This window comes from Vibrio hippocampi (assembly GCF_921292975.1).
Lineage (GTDB): Bacteria > Pseudomonadota > Gammaproteobacteria > Enterobacterales > Vibrionaceae > Vibrio > Vibrio hippocampi.
On the sequence record NZ_CAKLCM010000003.1, the window covers coordinates 396,527 to 415,593 of the forward strand.

Sequence of the window (19,067 nt, forward strand, 5' to 3'; positions counted from 1 at the left end):
CTAATTGATTGATATAGGGATAAATATGAAGATATTAGTTACTGGCGCAGCGGGGTTCATTGGAAACTTTGTTGCCGAGAGATTGTGCCTAGATGGTCATGAGGTAGTAGGGATAGACAACCTGAATGACTATTATGATCCTAAGCTAAAAATCGCCCGTTTGGAGAGAATACAGCACCTAGATAATTTTCGTTTTTTCAAGATGGATGTCGCAGATAGAGAAGGGATTGAAACCTTGTTCGCTCAAGAACAGTTCCAACGTGTGATTCATCTTGCGGCACAAGCTGGTGTACGTTACTCCATTGAGAACCCAATGGCATACATCGACTCAAACCTCGTCGGTATGGCGACCATCTTAGAGGGGTGCAGACACAATAATGTAGAGCACCTTGTCTATGCTTCCTCCAGTTCGGTTTATGGTATGAATGAAGTCATGCCATTTTCTACCAAGGATGCGGTTGATCATCCGGTATCACTCTACGCAGCCACTAAGAAGTCCAACGAATTGATGGCGCATACTTACAGCCATCTATATGGATTACCAACCACGGGTTTGCGCTTTTTTACGGTCTATGGTCCTTGGGGCAGACCGGATATGGCCATGTATCTATTTACCAAAGCGATAGCCGATGAACAGCCAATAAAAGTGTTTAATCATGGTCAAATGAGACGCGATTTTACTTATATTGATGACATCGTAGAAGGTGTGGTTCGGGTTCAAGATAAGGTTGCCCAAAGCTCAGAGAGCTGGTCTGCTGCAGATCCGACCCCTGATAGCTCTAAGGCTCCGTTTAAGGTATTTAATATCGGAAACAATACTCCGGTTGAGTTAGGTTACTTTATTGAGTGTGTAGAGAAAGCCTTTGGCAAAGAGGCGAAGAAAGACTATATGCCCATGCAGCCTGGCGATGTATTAGCCACTTATGCCGATGTGGATGATCTTGCGAATGAGGTTGAGTTTAAGCCTGAGACAAGTATTGAATATGGCACTCAACAGTTTGTGGATTGGTATAAGTCTTTCTACCTAACAGAGAGGAAATCCGCATGAATATAAAGCAATTTAATAACGTTAATGTGGGTGGGATTGAGACGGCATGTATTGATCGTCAACAGATCACAGATCTTATCATGAACATCGCCACTCAATACCGAGCGGATGACTCCAACAAGGGGACACCGTATCTGATCTTTGACAACAATGGTCATGCTATCTCATTTGCCAATACTAATTCGGAATTTAAGCAGCAACTGGCAATGGCCGATCTGGTTCATGCGGATGGTCAAAGTATTGTCTCGTTTTCCAAACGACTAAAAGGGCACGCGATTCCTGAGCGCAGTGCCACAACCGATATGATCCACGATATCGCAGAGATGCAAAATAGACCGCTACGACATTTCTTGCTGGGAGGCAAAGATGACGTCGTAACTCAAGCAGCTGAATTATTGGATAATAAACACCCTAACTTTACTGTTGCCGGTTTGCATCATGGATATTTTTCTGAAAACGAAGAAAAGAGAATTTGTGATCTGATCAACCAAACTAAGCCGGATGTGCTTTGGGTTGGATTGGGTAAGCCAAAAGAGCAAGCTTTTTGCATCAGGAATAAATCTCGCCTTGATGTACCCGTCGTGATTACCTGTGGTGGTTGTTATAACTACATTACGGGTGACTATCCTAGAGCGCCAATTTGGATGCAAAATGCGGGTATTGAGTGGGTCCATCGTGTGGCCACGAATCCGCGCCAACTGTTTATGCGCTATCTACTGACCAACCCTCACGCTATCTACTGTGTGTTTGCAAAAAAGCAATCTTAACTAACTTCAGGAATGGTGAGGGATCATGAAGAGTAAGAAAATACTGTTTGTTCACAAGGATTTCGTCACCTCTGGTGGTGTTGAAAGAGTGACACTGAACTTAGCGAATCAGTTTCGCGAAGATGGTCATAAGGTAAGTTTTTTTATTAGCTCATCACTGACTGAGCAAGAAGTCGAGATTATTAATGATTTTGACTATGTCACGGCGACAGGCGGATTTTTTGCTAAAGTGCGAAAGCTATCGAGTTTTATAGAACGCGGTAAGTTTGATGTGGTCGTGGGAGCGAAAGAGCAGGCAAATATCTTGATCTGGGCTTGTTATTTAAAGAATCGCCGATTTACTCCTGTGCTTGCACGGCATTGTGCCTTCGATGTGAGTGATCAAAAGCTCTCGCCACGAATGCTGAAGCTTTTGTATAACGTGTATGCGGCGAGCGGCATTAAAATTGTGTCAGTGTCCAAGGCTCTTCAAGACTATATTCGTGATAATACCTTCTTCAACAAATCCAAAGTTTCATACTGTCCTAATCCCGTGGTGTCAGACAAAATTTATCACCTAGCACAAAATAATACCGAGAACTTTCAGTTCAATGAGCCCTACTACTGTTCAGTAGGTCGCCTATGTGAGCAGAAAGGTTTTGACTTACTACTGCATGCTTACGCGCAAGCGAAGCAGCAGAATCCAGAACTGCCGAAATTGGTGATTGTGGGTGAAGGACCGGACAAAGAAAGCTTAGAGGCTTTGAGTCGTTCACTCGGGTTGGAGGGAAACGTATTCTTTGCCGGTTTTAATCGCAATCCCTATTTTATTATGAAGCACTCTGAAGGCTTTATTTTAAGTTCTCGCCATGAAGGTTTACCCACCGTATTGATTGAAGCATTAGCGCTTCAATCTGCCATTGTGTCATTTGATTGCCCTACGGGACCCAAAGAGATTCTAAAGCAAGGAGAATTGGGGTACTTGGTCGAGAATGGCAATGTGGATGCGCTAGCGCGTAGCATAGTCAAAGCTTACAAAGCGCCAATAAAATATGCAGCAACAGCGGCGTCCGAGTATGGATATAAAGTCGCTGCCGAGCAGTATTACAAAGTGTTTAGTGGAGCATAATAAGATGACAACGCCAATCAAACTAGCGATTGTACTGCATGACTTGCGAGGTGGTGGTGCAGAAAAAATGATGGTGCGACTCGCTAACGAGCTAGCAGAGGGTGGCGATCATATAGACTTGGTACTACTGACGGAGCGGGGTGTGACCGAGAAGCACGTATCCAGCAAAGTGAATATTATTGATCTTAATGCCCCAAGAACGATGACCAGCGTCCCCAGACTGGTGAAGTACCTAAAGCAAAGTCGCCCTGACCGAGTTTTGTCTGCACTGACACATGTTAACGTCATTGCGACGATTGCGTGTTTATTGACGGGGATGTTGAAGCAACTGCATACCAGTGAGCGTAATGCGTTTTCTCGAGATAAATTGGTGAATTCAGACTTGTCAGTCAAGCTGGCCTATTTCTTAGCCCCTTATTTTTATCGTTGGCAGCCAAACCCAGTCATTGCGGTATCGCAAGGCGTCGCTGATGAGTTGGTGCGAGACACCGTTGTTCGTGAGAGTGACACTGTGACTGCGCCCAACCCAGTATTGGATAACAACTTTGTCGATAAGCAGTACTCCGATTCCCAACACCCTTGGCTTGCCAATAGACATAAACCCATTATCGTCGCCGTTGGTCGATTGGCTGAGCAAAAGGGCTTTGATGTACTCATAGATGCGATGGCGATGGTACGCAAGCAGATGGATTGTTGCTTAATTATTTTTGGAGAGGGCGAAGATAGGGCTAAGCTCGAAGATCAAGTTAAGCAATTGCAACTCGGCAATAATGTCGACTTACCCGGTTATTCGTCAGATGTTTTGACCGAGATGGCCAATGCTGACTTGTTTGTTCTCTCTTCTCGATTTGAAGGCTCACCGAATGTGCTAGTTGAAGCGATGTCGACCGGAGTTGCTGTGATTGCCACCGACTGTCCCTACGGTCCAGACGAAATATTGGATGGCGGGCAGATTGGTCCTTTGACCAAAATGGAGAATGCGGAGAATTTGGCTGGAGCGATCGTTGAACAATTGAGCCAAGAAGATACTAAGCGTTCATTGAGATTGGCAAGAGCCCAAACCTATACCTCACAGAATGCCAGTGTTCGATACCGACACTTGATCGTAGAGGCGATAGGATAAAGCATGAATTATCAGATAAAAATATCAACATTAAAAACGGCGTTTACACTGTTTGGCATTGCCTTCTTTACCAAGTTGATTAACGGTATCGATATGTTGGTATCGTCTGGTGGTACTGAGCCCTATATAGAAAATGCGGCTGGCAGTTTGATGAACAAGGCATTCGGATCTTTTATCTTATTGGTTTGCTTGATCTTAGCTTTTCGCTATAAGCGTTTGAAACCCATCTTGACGGATGGTAAGAACTTGGCATTTATTCTGTTCTGCCTCTATGCATTGGCGAGTGTCATTTGGTCTGTCGAGCCAGCGGTGAGTATGCGCAGGGTGATATTTTTTTTCGCAGTCGTTGCTTTTGCTTACTATTTAGTGGAAATGTATAGCTATAAAACCGTTTTTCGTTTTATCGGCTATACCATCGGAGCCTGTGCTTTATTTAGTCTTATCACCATGGTGATAATTCCAGAAAAAGTGACGATTTTAAGTGGTCCTAGGGCTGGCGCGGTCAAGGGCATCTTTGTTGATAAAAATGGAGCCGCACGTACTTATATGGCGGGACTGGCTATGCTAGTGCCCTTGGTATTAAACCGTGATAGAAAAGCCATTTTCTTTAGCGCGTGTATGGCAATCATGCTTTTTGCGACACGCTCGGTTTCGGGGATATTTTTAACTTTCATCGCGCTGGCGACGACCGGATACTTTTATTACATCACGCTATCCGGAGCTCTCAATAAATCATTAGTTCGCTACAAAGTCAGGTTTGCGTTAATAACTTACATATCGGGTTTGACGGTCGCTTATTTAATGTATGCGGTGCTGCTTGAATTGGTCGGACGGGATGCAACATTGACCAATCGCACGTTGATTTGGGAGCTGATACTGCCCTCAGTTTATGACAAGTTAGCGCTTGGTTGGGGGTTTGGCGCTTATTGGGCGAGTTGGGGCGTTCAGGAGTTCATGGAAAGGTGGGGTTACATTGGAAACGCACATAATGGGTTTATTGAAACCTTGCTCCACGGTGGGATCCCCTTTTTAGTGCTGTTAGTGATTACCATCATCGCGGCATTATACCAACTCCTCAAGTATCAAAATTTGCGACAGAGACCCCTAGAAAATTACATCTGTATTAGTTTGATTATTGTTTATACCATTGCCAATTTTGTCGGATATACCCTCCCTAATCACAACGCTGTCGATTTCTTTATCTTCAGTTATATCGTTCTATTATCCACCAAGTATGTTGGATCTAGGCAAGGAAGCTATGATAGCAAGCAAAGCAGATTATCTCGAATACCTAAAATCAGACTTAGATAACGCAGACTATCAGCCAAGTATACAGGGTCGATTGTTCAATAGTACTTGGCGTTTTCTGAGGTTATTACGGCAAGAAGAGTATTACTTAAACTGTAAGCAATCCTTGTGGGGAAAACTTATGTTGCTGTTTATTCGACTAAGAAGAAAGCGCATAGGCGAACGTTTGGGCTTTACTATCCCCCCCAATGTTTGTGGTAAAGGTTTGAGTTTGCCTCATGTTGGAACCGTGGTTATCAATGGTCGAGTAACCATCGGAGAAAACTGCCGAATCCATGTCTGCGTCAATATTGGTGCGGATAAGGTAACGAGTGAGGTGCCGACACTTGGTGACAATGTTTACATCGCACCAGGGGCGAAAATATTTGGCAATATTAACATAGGGAATGATGTGATCATCGGCGCCAATGCCGTGGTCAATAAGTCTTTCCCTGAGGGAGGTTGTACAGTAGTAGGTATCCCAGCCAAAAGGATTTAAATCAAGGACTTTGGATGAGAGCTATTATGATTTCACATGAACATAGGTGTATTTTTATTCATATACCCAAGTGTGCTGGGACGAGTGTAGAGACGGTATTTGGGCATCTTGATGGTCACCAAGGGAGGGGGGCACAAGATCATAGAAGCATGCGTATGTTGGAGCAACCCTGGCTTAGGTTTCAGTCTTTCCGTTCGAGAGAAAACATTGAGGAATTGCTGCGGCGTCAGAAAAACAAATACATGTTCCAGAGCCACAATCAAAAAAATAAAATGGAACTGTCTCGAGAGCAATACGAATCTTACTACAAGTTTTCTATTGTTCGTGACCCATGGGATCGCGCGTTATCTTGGTACAAGAACGTGATTCGCGATGAGCACCACCTAAGACAGCTGCGTGTTAGTGCAGATATTTCTTTTAAGGAATTCATGTGTAGGTTTGCAGGTAAAGGTCTGTTAAGGCCTCAAGTTTATTGGTTAAAAAACTTTGCTGGTGATGTCGAGTTAGATCATGTGGGCAAGTTTGAAAATCTTGCTGACGACATGCAGCGGGTATTTAACGATTTAGGAATGTCAAATACGGTACTGCCTCATAAGATAAAAGGTACTGGTTCGAACAATGACGCACTGATGTGTGATGAAACCAGAGCGTTAATTAGCAAAGTGTACAGGGAAGATATTGAATTATTTGGCTATGCCAATAAGTAGTCCGATATTTGCAGTCAGGGCTTATGTGATGGATTAATAAAGCCATTGCGAAGAGTAGGGATGGATACAAATTATGAACAACAGTGCGTCTCAGGCAACCGTGTGTGTCATCATGCCGATGTTCAATTCAGAGCACACCATAATCAGAGCGTTAGAGTCGATTTCGGCTCAAACACGTCTGCCGGATAAAGTGGTGGTGGTGAATGACGGGTCGACGGATAGTAGTCCAGAGTTGGTGGCGAAATATCAGGCTCCTTACGAACTGCACCTAATTAGCCAAGAGAATCAAGGTCCATCAGCGGCGAGAAACCGAGGTATCACCGCAGCGGAAGAAGAACTGGTCTGCTTCTTAGATGCTGATGACCAATGGATAGACACAAAGCTAGAGAAGCAATTGAACCTGTACCAACAATTGACTGACAAGGGGCATGCTGTCGGTATTATTGATTGCTTCGAACAGATACTGAGCAATGATGGTAAAAACCATCTATGTAACCGTGTTAAGCATGGTGAGCATTTTAACGATTTTATCGTTAGGAATATTATCAATGGCACAAGTTGTGTCATGGTTAAGCGTCAGTCGCTAATCGAGGTGGGTCTATTTGATAGCGAAATACGTTTTGCCGAGGATCGTTGGTTATGGACACAAATTGCTGAGTTTTATCAGATCCATACCGTACCGGAGGTTCTGTCTTATCGTCACATTGGTGATGGCAACATCACTTCTAACCCTTCCAAATACTTCACTCACAAAAAACAATTTGTTGAAAAGTTCATCGCCAAGTATCAGTCTCAGTTTACCGATCATCAGCTCAGTGTTTTCGTTTTTAATAATTTATATGAATTTCAGCGCTCTTTCTTTGACAAAAAAGACTACTTAAATGTCATCTTTGTCTATAAAAAAATGTTCAAAAGGTCGTGGCGGGTGCTGTTTTTCAATAAAGGGAAAGCAACCATTGGTTTCTTAATCTCAGTGCTAATGTCAAGGTTAGGAGGTGGTCATCATAAGGAAATTGAAGCCTATGATTGAACACAAAACTAAACCACTAGTCTCGATAGTGATGCCGGTTTATAACCGCGACAAATATGTGGCTACTGCGATAGAGAGTATCTTGGCGCAGACATTTCACGACTATGAATTGATCGTAGTGGACGATGGCAGTACTGATGGTTCTGCTGAGATTATTCGGGGTTATTTGGACGATGAACGTATTCGTTACGTCTATCAAGAGAACTCGGGTTCGCCTTCCCTTGCACGTAATAGTGGTATCGCTTTAACTCAAGGCGAGTGGGTTGCCTTTTTAGATTCGGATGATGTTTGGAGTGAAGATAAACTGGCACAACAAATCGCGTTAGTGAATCAATGTGAAGAGTTGGCAAGCCCCCTTGATTTAGTGGTCGGAGACTACAGTATATTCAGCAAAGGCAAACAGGAACAAGCGTCCTTTTTTTCTCGTTTCAAAGTATGGAAATTACTGGATTTAGAACAGGCATCGCATCATGACGCAGGATACAGTTTTCAGCGTGAGTCATTTTTGTCAGCACTTTATCAAAGAGGGTTTGCGATGACTCAAGCGGCTTTAGTTCGACGACGTTTGTTGATTGAAGTCGGCTGTTTCAATTCGTCCTATATTTACGCAGAAGATACAGATCTATGGTTGACCGTGGCGGAACGAGGTCGAGTCGGTGTGGTGAATACCCCCGTGTTTGAGTATCACCAACACGAAGGCAGTATTACTGCGCAACCTAAAGAGCGGTTCTATTTAGATACTATCGCTGTGCTGACAAAGCATAGAAACTATGCCCATGGAGTAGGTTTAAAAACACCTAAGTTAAGCCAACGTATTGTCAATTATCGTTTGGGTTATGCTAGGTTATTGATTGTAAATAAAAACTATCGTCAGTCATTGGTCGAGATTCTATCTTCATTACCACATCTATTTACCAAAGATAACAGTCGAGCTCTATTTGCTTGCTTTAAACAGTTAGCCAAGTAACGTCACTGAGAAGTGAATAGACCAAGGGGCACGTATGTTAGTGTACGCCCCTTTGGTTGACGGACTCTACGTGATGGTTTTACTCATCGGTCAATTTTCCAATAACCACTTCGCCTTCCGCATTCTCATGCGTCAGGTTTGGTAGGCGATATTGTGCCGGAATATTCAAGCTAACCGAGCGAGTATTGCTGTCCCAAAGCTTCTTGGCATAATCAAGGTTTAGCAGGCTCTGATCATAAAATGGCTCGACGCCATTGGCTTGGTAAACGGGCTTTTTGGCAACTAAATTAAACATATAGTTGTTTTTATAGACGGACGCTTTGTAGGGTGACTTTTCGTAGATGCTGTATCCGCGAACGTTCCAGTGCTGGTTATGGATCATCACATTATTAATTGCGTTGACCCAGAAAGTATAGTCTTGTTCGAAACCCGCCGCACCAATACCATTTGCGTTGGTTAGGATTAAATTGTTATAGATAGTGCTTACGCCCTTTGGGCGAGACAGAAGTCCGCCCGCTTTGATTGCTGCCCACATTTCACCTCGTTCGTCGCCGAGGTTATGGATGTAGTTATTGAATATATAGCTTGGTCCATTTCTATTTGGGATGATGCTAACGCCGACATACCCTTGTTCTAACTCATTGTTGTAAAACAATACGTTATTCTGTCCACCATCCAGTTCGATCAAATCATCGTTGGCATAAGCTAGGTAGTTATTATAGATAGCGCTGTCACGCACAAACCCACCAGACGCGTAGGCATTGAAGCGACTCTCAATCACATCATTAAAACGGTGGTTGTGGGTACCAAAAAAACGGTTGTTCCGTAATACAATTTGCCCCTGAAAGTCGCGATTAGGGTGATTGGCCATAGCTAAGTAGGCATTGGCACCATGAGGATGACCTGACTCCCAGCTATTCGCTGCCATATTGGGAGAGTGAACAGAGCAGTTCTCGATCACAACCCTACCAGTGCGTCGCAAACCAAATGCAGAGTCATAATTGACTGGCCATTTATCGTTTTCTTTCTCATAGCGCTTGCCATTCTTGATAACCTTGGGGATTCTCCCATACTGAGAAACGTCACAATGGTTGAACCAGAGATGATGACTTTTATCACTGGAAATGGCATTGAGCTTGCCACCTTTCACCACGATATTTTCAAAATAGATATAACCGTTAGCGCCAATATTGATCGCCGAGTCATATTCATCATCAACGACAACGATTGGAGTGGTGTTGTCTCCAATGATTTTAACCCAAGCATTGGGTTTACCTTTAATATTGAGTGCCTCAAGGTCAAGCTGGCCACCAGAGTAGATGTCTTTGAGGTGGAATATTTTGTTAGGATCAAACGTTGGTAAGACATTCCAAGTTTTGAAGGCATACTCTTGTGGTGATTCAGGTTGATTATTGACGGTGAAAGTAACGCGTAACTGGTATTCGGTTTCGGGTTTAAGGTAGACGATACTTGTGGTGTGCGCATTTTCTATGCTGTTCCACTGCAAATCAGATGCAGGCAACCATTGTTGAGCGTCCAATGGTCGATATTCAACAATACCGTGATCGGACTCTAATCGGTTAAACACAGAAATACTCACCGATTCGAACAGAGGGGTGATGCGATAGTCCGCCGGATGCTTACTCGCCATTTTGTTAACAACATCTTTGTCAACGCCATATTGTATGGCGGTATCTTGTATCAGGTCGTGATCGATATGTAACGTAAACAGGAGGTTATTAGTGAGTTGGCTTTTGTCTTGCGTCGTCAGGTAGGCAAGTTCTAGCATAGTGGACAGATCATAGCCTCGTTTCAACCCCACATCTAGAGTGTATTCAGCGGAGATGCCTTTCGCCGCTCGAAGCAACAGATACCCAGTTAATGCCTTATCTTTGAGGTAAGTACGGTTGAGTTGCTCATTAAGTTTGCCGTCATTGAATGCTGCTGAGAGATACCGTTGCGCATCGCTTTCATTCAGAGGCTGTTTTTTAGCTAAATATGAAACGAATTGTGAGGCTGAGAGTTGACTGGGTTTAGAGTTATTCGCGTTAGCGTGGGTAATAGCAATTGAGGTGATACTCAACACGAGCATTACACAAGTCAACAGTCGAGAAGTACAAAGTCTAAGTTCACTCAAACTGGAGCTGAAACGAAATAAAAAAATAGGTCGCAAAATAGTCAATTCCTTCTAACTATCGGTTTATTTTATTCAAAGCACTCGGTTTATTCTATTCAAAAAAGGTAGGCTCAACACTAAAATGATTGCGTTGAGCAATTACAACCGTCGGCACTGTCTTGTGCCTGAATGTGTAGCTGATAAGTCCCTTTGTTCGTCGTGACATTTATGGTGTAGTAGCCGTTATCACTGACGGATAGATTATATTCCGAAGCTTCTGATGAATTAAGAAGCTTACTATCAGCGTTTGCTGAAGCAGTATCTATATTTTGAACTTTGATGTCGTCACTAAAGTTGACTTGGAAGCCAGAGATAATGATTTCACCATCCTGCGAGCCGTTGGCATCAAGCATGGCTTGATTAACAGTCAGAGGCAATGCTTGGTCTGCGATTAGTATCTCAAAACCTGTAAATGTATAGGCATCACTGGATCCCAGAATCAAGGTGTCTTTGCCTTCACCACCATGAATCTCTCGCTCAATAAACGCCTCCTTAGTTGCGCTATTAACCAATGAAAAGTCAACCAGATCGTTACCGCTACCGGTGTCAATCTCAAACGATGAGTATTGTGAATTAGTGCTTGGTAATACGACTATTTTGTCATCGCCTGCGCCAGTGTTATAGGTAAACAAGTTGGACCAACTTCCCCCTGTGGTATAGATCGTGGTGTTGATGGTATCGTTACCACCGCCTGTCGTGACTTGACCTCTTTTGGCACCGACGATATTGATGCTTGCTCCACACTGGTTAGTATTGTTGATATCCACATCCACTAAATTAGACACCTCAACTAACGCATCCGCGTTATCAATTTTGACTTCTTTATATTGAGTACTTGCGTGACCGGGGGTGAAGGCAATATAAGTACTACCATCATTAGCGTTGCTGCGCTGCATAATGATGGCTGTGTTAGTGACCTCACCATCATCAATTAATGTCTTTGTTGCATTTTCATTAGACAGATTTTTAGACGAACCTGTGCCATCTTTATTCGTAGCACCAACCCAAATAGCGCTATCGGATATATTTTGATCGCATGAGTAGCGACCTATGATGACTTTGCCGTCTTTATCGGTATTGGTGAAGTTTGGTACATGAAGATCTTTCGGAATATCCATTAATACAAAAGATTGCTCTTGGTCCCAAAGATCTTGTGCAAAGTCTGCATTGACAATACTAGCGTCGAAATAGCTCACGAGGTTATCGGCTTGATAAACAGGCGATTTTTGTTTCAGGTTAAACAGATAATTATTGATAAATGTCGACCTATAATGCTGCTCGCGATCATAAATACTGTACCCCATGACTTTCCAATATTGATTGTGAATCATGACGTTATTGATGGCGTTGACCCAGAATGTGTAGTCACCATAAAAGGATGACGCCCCAATCCCGTTGGCGCTACTGGCAATATAGTTGTTATAGATATTGGTGACCCCCTCAGGTTTTTTTAATAACCCGCCGACTTTGATAGCGGCCCATTTCACATTGCGATCATCACCTAAATTGTGGATGTAGTTATTGAAGATATAGCTAGGTCCTTTGCGATTGGGAATAGCGCTGACGCCGACGTAAGCTTGCTCAAGTTCATTGTCGTAAAACAGCACGTTGTTTTGACCACCATCAAGCTCGATGATGTCGTCATTGGCATAAGCGAGATAATTGTTGTAAATAGCGGAATCACGAACAAAGCCGCCATTAATTTCGCCATTGAAGTAACTTTCAATCACATCATTGAATCGGTGTTCAGGGGTACCAAAGAAACGATTATTGCGAATCACGACCTGCCCTTGATGCTCAAGATCTGGATGATTCGCTAATGCTAAGAAAGCGTTCGGGCCATAAGGGTGTCCTGATTCCCAACTGTTGGCATAGGGGACTGGAGAATGCACAACACAGTTTTCAATGACTATCTTGCCACTGTATTTAAGAGCAAAGGCGGAATCATAATTAATGGGCGTCGAGTCATTTTCGTTTTCGTAGGGCAGTCCATCTATGATGTAATTCGGCGTCCGACCCCATTGAGAAATGTCGCAACCGTTAAACCATAAATTCTGGCTGGTTAAACTCTCGATGGCATTTAATCTGCCGCCTTGTACGGTAATATTTTCAAAATAAATGTAGTTATTTCTGCCAATGTTGATGGCAGAATCGTATTCGTTATTTTCGACTATGATGGGGGTGTCTTCATCGCCAATAATTTTCGCCCATCCATCGGCGCTGCCTTCGATTTGGAGTGCATCAAGGTCAAGTTGACCACCAAAATAGATATCTTTTAAATAATAGATCTTATTAGGGTCAAAGTTTGGCTGGGAATCCCATGTCGAAAATGTATATATCTCAGGCTGCTGTTCAACGCCTTCGGTGGTTGCCGTTACTTGAAGCTCGTATTCCGTTTGTTCCTTAAGATAGACAATGCTGCCGGATAGGGCACTATCCATACTATTCCATTGCAAATCCACACCCTCTAGCCATTCATCAGAACCTAACTCTCGATATTGCACACTGGCGTGATCACTTTCGGTTTTATTGAATAGAGAGAGACTGACGGATTCGAGTAGTGGCGTAATTCGGTAACTGATGTCTCCAGTCGCGGTCGCACTGGTCACGTATGACGGATCGACACCACTGAGTATGGCAACATCTCGTATCGTATCCGAATCCAACGTTGGGATAAAAAGTAAGTTGTCGGTGAGCAGTAACTTATCGTCAAACAGCAAATAGGCCATGCTTAGCATGCCTTCAAGGTCAAAGTAGTAGTCTTGCCCCAATACAATGCTCTGTTCAATTGGAACATTGCGTGCCCGCTCTGAAATCATGTAACTGACCATCTGCGGTGAAGTGCTAAATTTCTGTTGTAGAGGAGAAGAGAGACGGTTTAGGTTTGCGAGCTCGGTGAGATACTTGCGCGCATCATGCTCGGACAATCGCTGATTTTGTTGCAGATTTTCGATGATATCCATGGCTGATAGCATGCTACCTGCTGAGTCCGATTCGACGGGTGTGTCTTTAGATGTTTGTATATTTGTGTCGGTTTCATCTTTAGAACATGCGCTTAACATCAGTATTAACAAAGCTAAGATAATAGGGTATAGGCTAGATGTATGGAAAATAATTTGGTCGCTGCGTTTATGGATTCCCATTGATATCGGCTCCGTATTTGTCGTCTCTGTTGCAAATGATAGTTGTTTATTTTGAAGACTGTATCTGGGCAGAAATACTCACTGCTGCATAGTAGAGGTTAGTACAGATAAAAGGGTGACAATGATGAATATGATTTTGATGCAAAAGTTTAGATAGCCAACAAAAAGTACTATTTTAGAATGAAAATTCCATGCTGTCGGAGGTCCAGCAGCATGGAACAAAGCCAATGGTGGCAAGTGACATTGCGTGTTTTCAATATCGTATTGGACGCTAAATGAATGCACTAATATCGTCGACAAGCAGTGAATAACTCTGGTCACCATTGTTGATTTCAACAACACTAAAATCAGCGGCTGTTTTTGCCAAACTCAGGGCAATGCTATCAAATGAATCGACAAACTGTGTCTCAACACTGGATAGGCTCGCACTGACACTTTCAACGGATAACCCATCCGAAAATTCGATATCGCAGTTGGCGATGACGAGTCCAAGCCACTTAGAACCATTATTTTCGAGCATGGATTCATCAATCATCAGCGATGTTGTGCCATTACCAATAAGCGCTTCAAAGTTAGAAAAAGTCGTATTTTGAGTGTCACCAAGTAACAGGGCGTCGAGTCCTCTGCCACCATCAACCGAGCGCACGATATCTAAACTAGGGTCGTCACTGGCTGGTGATAGGCTAGCAACGTCAATCACATCGTGACCTCGACCAGCGTCAATAGTATAAGAGGTGTTTTGTGAGTTCTGGAACGCTTGCAGTGTGATGGTATCGGAGCCTTTGCCAGTATCAATTTCAAAATGGTTCGACCACAGAGTGTTGTTTGACAAAATAGTGACGTTAATCGTGTCATCGCCTTTTCCGGTATGGATTTCCCCACGTTTTGCATCGACAACCGTGATTTGCGATCCATAGTTATAGCAATTGTTAATATCAACATCCACGACACCGGCAACAAACACCACCGCATCATCGTTGGTGACTTTCACTTCCTTATAGCCGAACCCAGTGGCGTCTTTATTCCAAAAGGTAGGGACGACATACGTTGAGCCTCCGTCTTCATCGGACTGGATGACGACAATATCGTCTTGAATGATCTCGCCTTCGCCCACCAAATAAATATCAGCGTTGTCTAAAGAGAGATTCGTTGCGGAACCGGTTCCGTCCGTGTTGGTGGTACCTGCAAGGATAATGCTATCTTCTTCATCGCACTCCTTTTTACAGCGAAATTTTTCAAAACAAGAGAGGGGAGACCACTTTATGTTAAAGCCACAGGTGCTATGCGTTGAAAAGCTGTATTTCATGTCCATGTCCTTTTGTGTTTGTTGAGCATACGAAATTATTGATGCGTAGCTCATGATTTTTATTGCACTGACAAGGCGTGATTATAGATAGGTGAGCAGAAAGCGAATCGAGTATCGTGAGTGAGCTGTTTAGGATCTCAATGTCGAGACGTCAGTTTTAGAGCAAGGCTTACAGCAAGTGGTACTGCATGGCTCGGAATGTATTGGATGGTTTATGCGGCAGGCTTAACGAGTAGCCCTTAAGTTGAGTGACTTGGGTATAAGTAAGAAGCGGAGCTCGACTGGCTCCGCTTCTGCATTAGGCAAATTCTTGCTTTAAATAGTTAACGATATCGGACGATTCATACATCCACTGTGTATGTTCGCCATCTTTGATCTGCAAGCAGGGAACTTTCACTTTACCTCCACCCGCCAGTAATTCGGAACGAGCTTGAGGATCATTGGCAGCGTCTTTTAACGTCACGTTGATCGATTGGCGCTTCAGTTCACGACGAACCTTTACGCAAAAAGGACAGCCTTCAAATTGATACAAAGCGAGTTGTTTGGCTTTGCTATCAGCCGCGGCTTGTGCTTCATCAGTGCGAGTCACGCCCTTAGGAGAGAATAGCGAGTTAACAAGCAAAATGACTTTGCCAAGGAAAATTCGAATCAGTTTCATGTTGAGCCTCTTTGGTTTGCGATTAGATTTGGTTTGTAACTAATTTAGTTTGCGACCAGATCGATAAACCGAGTTTTTAGAATTGAATATTGTGTTGCCCGCATACCTACTCGCGCTGTTGTTCTTAGTTTAGTCGCTCGGTAGACATGGGGAATCGCTTTGTATTGTATGGATATAAGTCAGGTTTGGCTAATACAAAAAGAGGCAAGCCAGTTCGAAGACTGATCCATCAGTGATTTCTCCAGAACTAGGGGGCTTGGTAACGCTTAAGGGGAACTTATGTCTACAGAGAGTGACACGGGACTGCCATCATGGATGTAAAGCAAAGTCAGCCTGAACGACTGACTTTGAGGTTAATGCGATGAAGTTAATGCAATGAAGTTAATCACTTTTTTGTGGCAACACTTCGACTAAATCGCTCTGTTTTATCCACTGATTAAAGTAGTTGAGGTTTTTGCCGTAGGAGTTGTCCATCAATTTGATTCTTCTACCGAGAAGATAAGAAAGAATCATGCCGTGCAGTCGGTCAGTGTAGACAACATTGTGGCTCATAAAGTGTTGTACCGCACGGAAACAGAGAGACTTAGAGTGTTTAAACCATATCTGGTTAGATTTCTGTTTTAAAAATGGCTTATTGCGAATTCTTCCCACCAAATTAGTGGTTGCGATGTCTTGCGTTGTTGTTAGGTCAACCCAGTCAAAGGGTTGTTTGTTGATCGTGGTTTGTTGCTGCACTTTTTCAACGTCGACACGTCTCAAGTTTAATATTCTAAGTTCATTAAGGGTAACATCCGCAGATAATACCTCAGAAACATCCACCAGAGGATGCAGGCTGTGAGCCATATCTGGCATCAGAGTACAGTTTGGAGTGAATTGTTTGCCGATCTCTAAGCTATTGGTATCCCTAACAAAAAGGTGTAGATCTTTGTGTTGGCTCCATTTCTTCGCACAAGCGTCGACATTATGTTGTGAGTTGAAATGAATGGTTTGTGGCATAACAATGATTTTTTTATTGGGATACTTCTCTATGATTCTATCTCTGAGTGCTTGGTGGATATGATAAATATCCCCCAAATTACCGCCACCATGACAGACAATGACATCCGCGGCGTCGAGATTTTTATCGCAAACATTGGTATCAAATGCTCGGTAGATGACATTTAACTGGTGTTGTTCAAAGAACGCTTCCGTACCCATGTAGATTAGGTGATCACCAACGTTACCGTGAAAAGGTATATCCACGTATGCCAGTTTTTTGCCGATGCACAGTTCTGCAATCTGTAAGTGCATCTCTTTTAATTCACGCAGATTTTCCATCCAATTGTTCATATCTGTGTATTGTCCATTTTTAATTCATTTAACTAGGTAAAAATTCGATATTCTTAGCGTATGAATGATCGATTTAATTAACAGCCTAACCCTCGATAGCCGTTACTGGTTTCAAATATGTTTTATTGTGTTTATATTAAAATTATATGACCGACTGTAAGGTGTCATTCATTATAGCTTGCTATCTCCCCTAATTACGCAGACAGTTATGGTTTCATTTTCTAAATTAAGAGGGTTATAGCGTTAATATAAAACAACGAATAACGTTGACTAATTAGCGGATAATGAGTCAGTCTGGTGAAGTGACTCATTTCCTTATGCCGAAAAATAAATGCAAAGGAAAACAGAACCAAAACGTTAAGAAAAAGTTTGTCCCACCTTCCTTGCCACGCGCTGGAAGAATGTTCTGCTGACAGTACACGAATACATCTTGTTATATTCTTCGGCTTTCAGGGTGGTTTTATTCTCGGGTTGGTTGTTTTTCAACTTAATCGCTCTGGGGAATAGCGCTAATCCAAGAAACAGTCCTTTCAATGAACTCTTAAATGCCCCTAATTTAAAGTCGCGTTTGAGTTGATGCGACAGCAACAGCAAGGTGTTGATTGCCCCTTTATTGGTATCTAATTTAACCGCAAGGTAGAGGCTGTTTCTTACATCATACATCGCTCGAGTACTGTTCCATGGCACTCTATGCTCTTTCGATACCTTATGACCGATCACGACTTCGTGCGTGTAACGAATTTTGTAACCTTTATTGATCAGTCGTTTAGACAGATCGACTTCTTCATGCATGAAAAAGAGTTTGTCGTCATATCCACCTATGTCATCGAAGGCTTCACGTCGAATCATATGACCCGCACCAACAAATTTCGTGGTGTAAAAAGAAGAGTCAGACGGCCACTTGTCTGTGGAACCAAAAGGCCAACTACTCCAATCATCTTCACTAGAACCAAAGCGCAAAATTCGGAACGCCAACACCGCGATATCAGGGTTTTCCTCCATGATATCTACTGCTTTTTTCAGTTGAGACTCATTAATAAACTCCGCATCATTGTCGAGAGCCACAACGTACTTTCCGTCCCCTTGTCGTGCCGCGCAGTTTCTCCCACCTGGGACGCCTAAATTTTCATCATTGTAAACAATGGCAAGATTGTGCTTGTCTCGAGAAAAATCCCTTAGCTTGGTGACGTTCTCAGGTTTAGAGCCTTGATCAACCACGATCACCTTATTGATAATGTCTTTTTGCGTGAGTGCACTGGATATCGCAGCAAGGGTATCGTCACTTCTATCCCAAGATAAAATGGTGGTATCGACACTTATCATGTTTAGTCTCCTTTTAAACTAAGTGTTCCTAAAACAGCTCATAATCCATGCTGTTATCTTTTTTCATTGCCCCATTTTTACTGCGTCCTAAGGGCATGTCTGTGTGTGAACATATTACAATAACAACTTAATCTCTTTTATTGTTTAATGCTAACCTTGTCAGGTGTGAACAATTAAACAGCAATTGGATTTTTTTTGCCAAGTCTCATAGTTGATACATGGAATGTCATTTTTTATCCTCACCTTTATGGCATATTGATTATAAGTTTCTATTCGATGAGTAATGTAATCAAATAGACGTTGAAATTTGAATAATATTAATGACTTGCTCAAAGTGTCAAATTAATGAATGAGATGGTAATAAGTCGTGTTGGTAGCGTTCATTGATGATTAATATTCAATGATGAGGTTATTCACAGAGCGTATACCCAAGTTACCTCAAGATGCAGAGTTCAGAGGTCCTAGATGACTTTATATCAAGGAAAAGATGTGAAGGAATGGTGAATCCTTTCAAGCATATTTGACGCCGAGATAAAGTCATCTAGGACCTCCCTTCGGGCGAGTTTGCTTGGCTCGTGGCCGGCGTTAACGACTCT

15 protein-coding genes are annotated in these 19,067 nt (G+C 42.9%); 9 read left to right on the forward strand and 6 right to left on the reverse strand.

From position 1 onward, the window contains the following. The first annotated feature begins 25 nt into the window (after nt 1–25). The 9 genes from L9Q39_RS14835 (at nt 26) to L9Q39_RS14875 (ending at nt 8,536) form a co-directional block, all read left to right on the forward strand. Nucleotides 26–1,048: an NAD-dependent epimerase gene (locus tag L9Q39_RS14835; RefSeq protein WP_237485879.1), complete on the forward strand. Its 1,023-nt coding sequence runs from the start codon at nt 26–28 to the stop codon at nt 1,046–1,048. Then, nucleotides 1,045–1,815 (forward strand): WecB/TagA/CpsF family glycosyltransferase, encoded by a 771-nt coding sequence (locus tag L9Q39_RS14840; protein ID WP_237485880.1) that lies wholly within the window; start codon nt 1,045–1,047, stop codon nt 1,813–1,815. Before L9Q39_RS14835 ends, L9Q39_RS14840 begins: the two co-directional genes overlap by 4 nt. Before the next feature lie 25 nt (nt 1,816–1,840). Continuing rightward, complete coding sequence (locus L9Q39_RS14845) at nt 1,841–2,923, forward strand: glycosyltransferase (RefSeq protein WP_237485881.1); 1,083 nt, start codon at nt 1,841–1,843, stop codon at nt 2,921–2,923. Between the two features lie 4 nt (nt 2,924–2,927). After that, nucleotides 2,928–4,046: a glycosyltransferase gene (locus tag L9Q39_RS14850; RefSeq protein WP_237485882.1), complete on the forward strand. Its 1,119-nt coding sequence runs from the start codon at nt 2,928–2,930 to the stop codon at nt 4,044–4,046. Nucleotides 4,047–4,049: 3 nt separating this feature from the next. Further along, on the forward strand, nt 4,050–5,357 hold the full coding sequence (locus L9Q39_RS14855) for an O-antigen ligase family protein (protein ID WP_237485883.1): 1,308 nt from the start codon (nt 4,050–4,052) through the stop codon (nt 5,355–5,357). Beyond that, the gene (locus tag L9Q39_RS14860; RefSeq protein WP_237485884.1) at nt 5,305–5,832 is read left to right on the forward strand and encodes a serine O-acetyltransferase; all 528 of its coding nucleotides are present in this window, start codon (nt 5,305–5,307) and stop codon (nt 5,830–5,832) included. Before L9Q39_RS14855 ends, L9Q39_RS14860 begins: the two co-directional genes overlap by 53 nt. A 14-nt stretch (nt 5,833–5,846) precedes the next feature. Further along, a complete protein-coding gene (locus L9Q39_RS14865) occupies nt 5,847–6,539 on the forward strand; it encodes a sulfotransferase family 2 domain-containing protein (RefSeq protein ID WP_237485885.1) in 693 nt (230 codons plus the stop codon). Nucleotides 6,540–6,612: 73 nt separating this feature from the next. Next, nucleotides 6,613–7,569, forward strand: a complete 957-nt coding sequence (locus L9Q39_RS14870) for a glycosyltransferase family 2 protein (RefSeq protein WP_237485886.1) — start codon at nt 6,613–6,615, stop codon at nt 7,567–7,569. Next, nucleotides 7,562–8,536, forward strand: coding sequence for a glycosyltransferase family 2 protein (locus tag L9Q39_RS14875; protein ID WP_237485887.1), 975 nt, complete (start codon nt 7,562–7,564; stop codon nt 8,534–8,536). The genes L9Q39_RS14870 and L9Q39_RS14875 overlap by 8 nt, the downstream gene beginning before the upstream one ends. Nucleotides 8,537–8,615: 79 nt before the next feature. On the opposite strand, the gene L9Q39_RS14880 is transcribed toward L9Q39_RS14875, so the two are convergent. The 6 genes from L9Q39_RS14880 to L9Q39_RS14905 form a co-directional block, all read right to left on the reverse strand. Continuing rightward, nucleotides 8,616–10,628 (reverse strand): hypothetical protein, encoded by a 2,013-nt coding sequence (locus tag L9Q39_RS14880; RefSeq protein WP_237485888.1) that lies wholly within the window; start codon nt 10,626–10,628, stop codon nt 8,616–8,618. 161 nt (nt 10,629–10,789) lie between these two features. Continuing rightward, nucleotides 10,790–13,855: a hypothetical protein gene (locus L9Q39_RS14885; protein WP_237485889.1), complete on the reverse strand. Its 3,066-nt coding sequence runs from the start codon at nt 13,853–13,855 to the stop codon at nt 10,790–10,792. Between the two features lie 271 nt (nt 13,856–14,126). After that, nucleotides 14,127–15,161, reverse strand: a complete 1,035-nt coding sequence (locus L9Q39_RS14890) for a hypothetical protein (protein WP_237485890.1) — start codon at nt 15,159–15,161, stop codon at nt 14,127–14,129. A gap of 298 nt (nt 15,162–15,459) precedes the next feature. Continuing rightward, nucleotides 15,460–15,819, reverse strand: a complete 360-nt coding sequence (locus tag L9Q39_RS14895) for a glutaredoxin family protein (protein ID WP_237485891.1) — start codon at nt 15,817–15,819, stop codon at nt 15,460–15,462. 381 nt (nt 15,820–16,200) lie between these two features. Further along, nucleotides 16,201–17,148, reverse strand: coding sequence for a polysaccharide pyruvyl transferase family protein (locus tag L9Q39_RS14900; RefSeq protein WP_237485892.1), 948 nt, complete (start codon nt 17,146–17,148; stop codon nt 16,201–16,203). A 357-nt stretch (nt 17,149–17,505) separates the two neighbouring features. Next, nucleotides 17,506–18,471 (reverse strand): glycosyltransferase family 2 protein, encoded by a 966-nt coding sequence (locus tag L9Q39_RS14905; RefSeq protein ID WP_237485893.1) that lies wholly within the window; start codon nt 18,469–18,471, stop codon nt 17,506–17,508. Between the last annotated feature and the right edge of the window lie 596 nt (nt 18,472–19,067).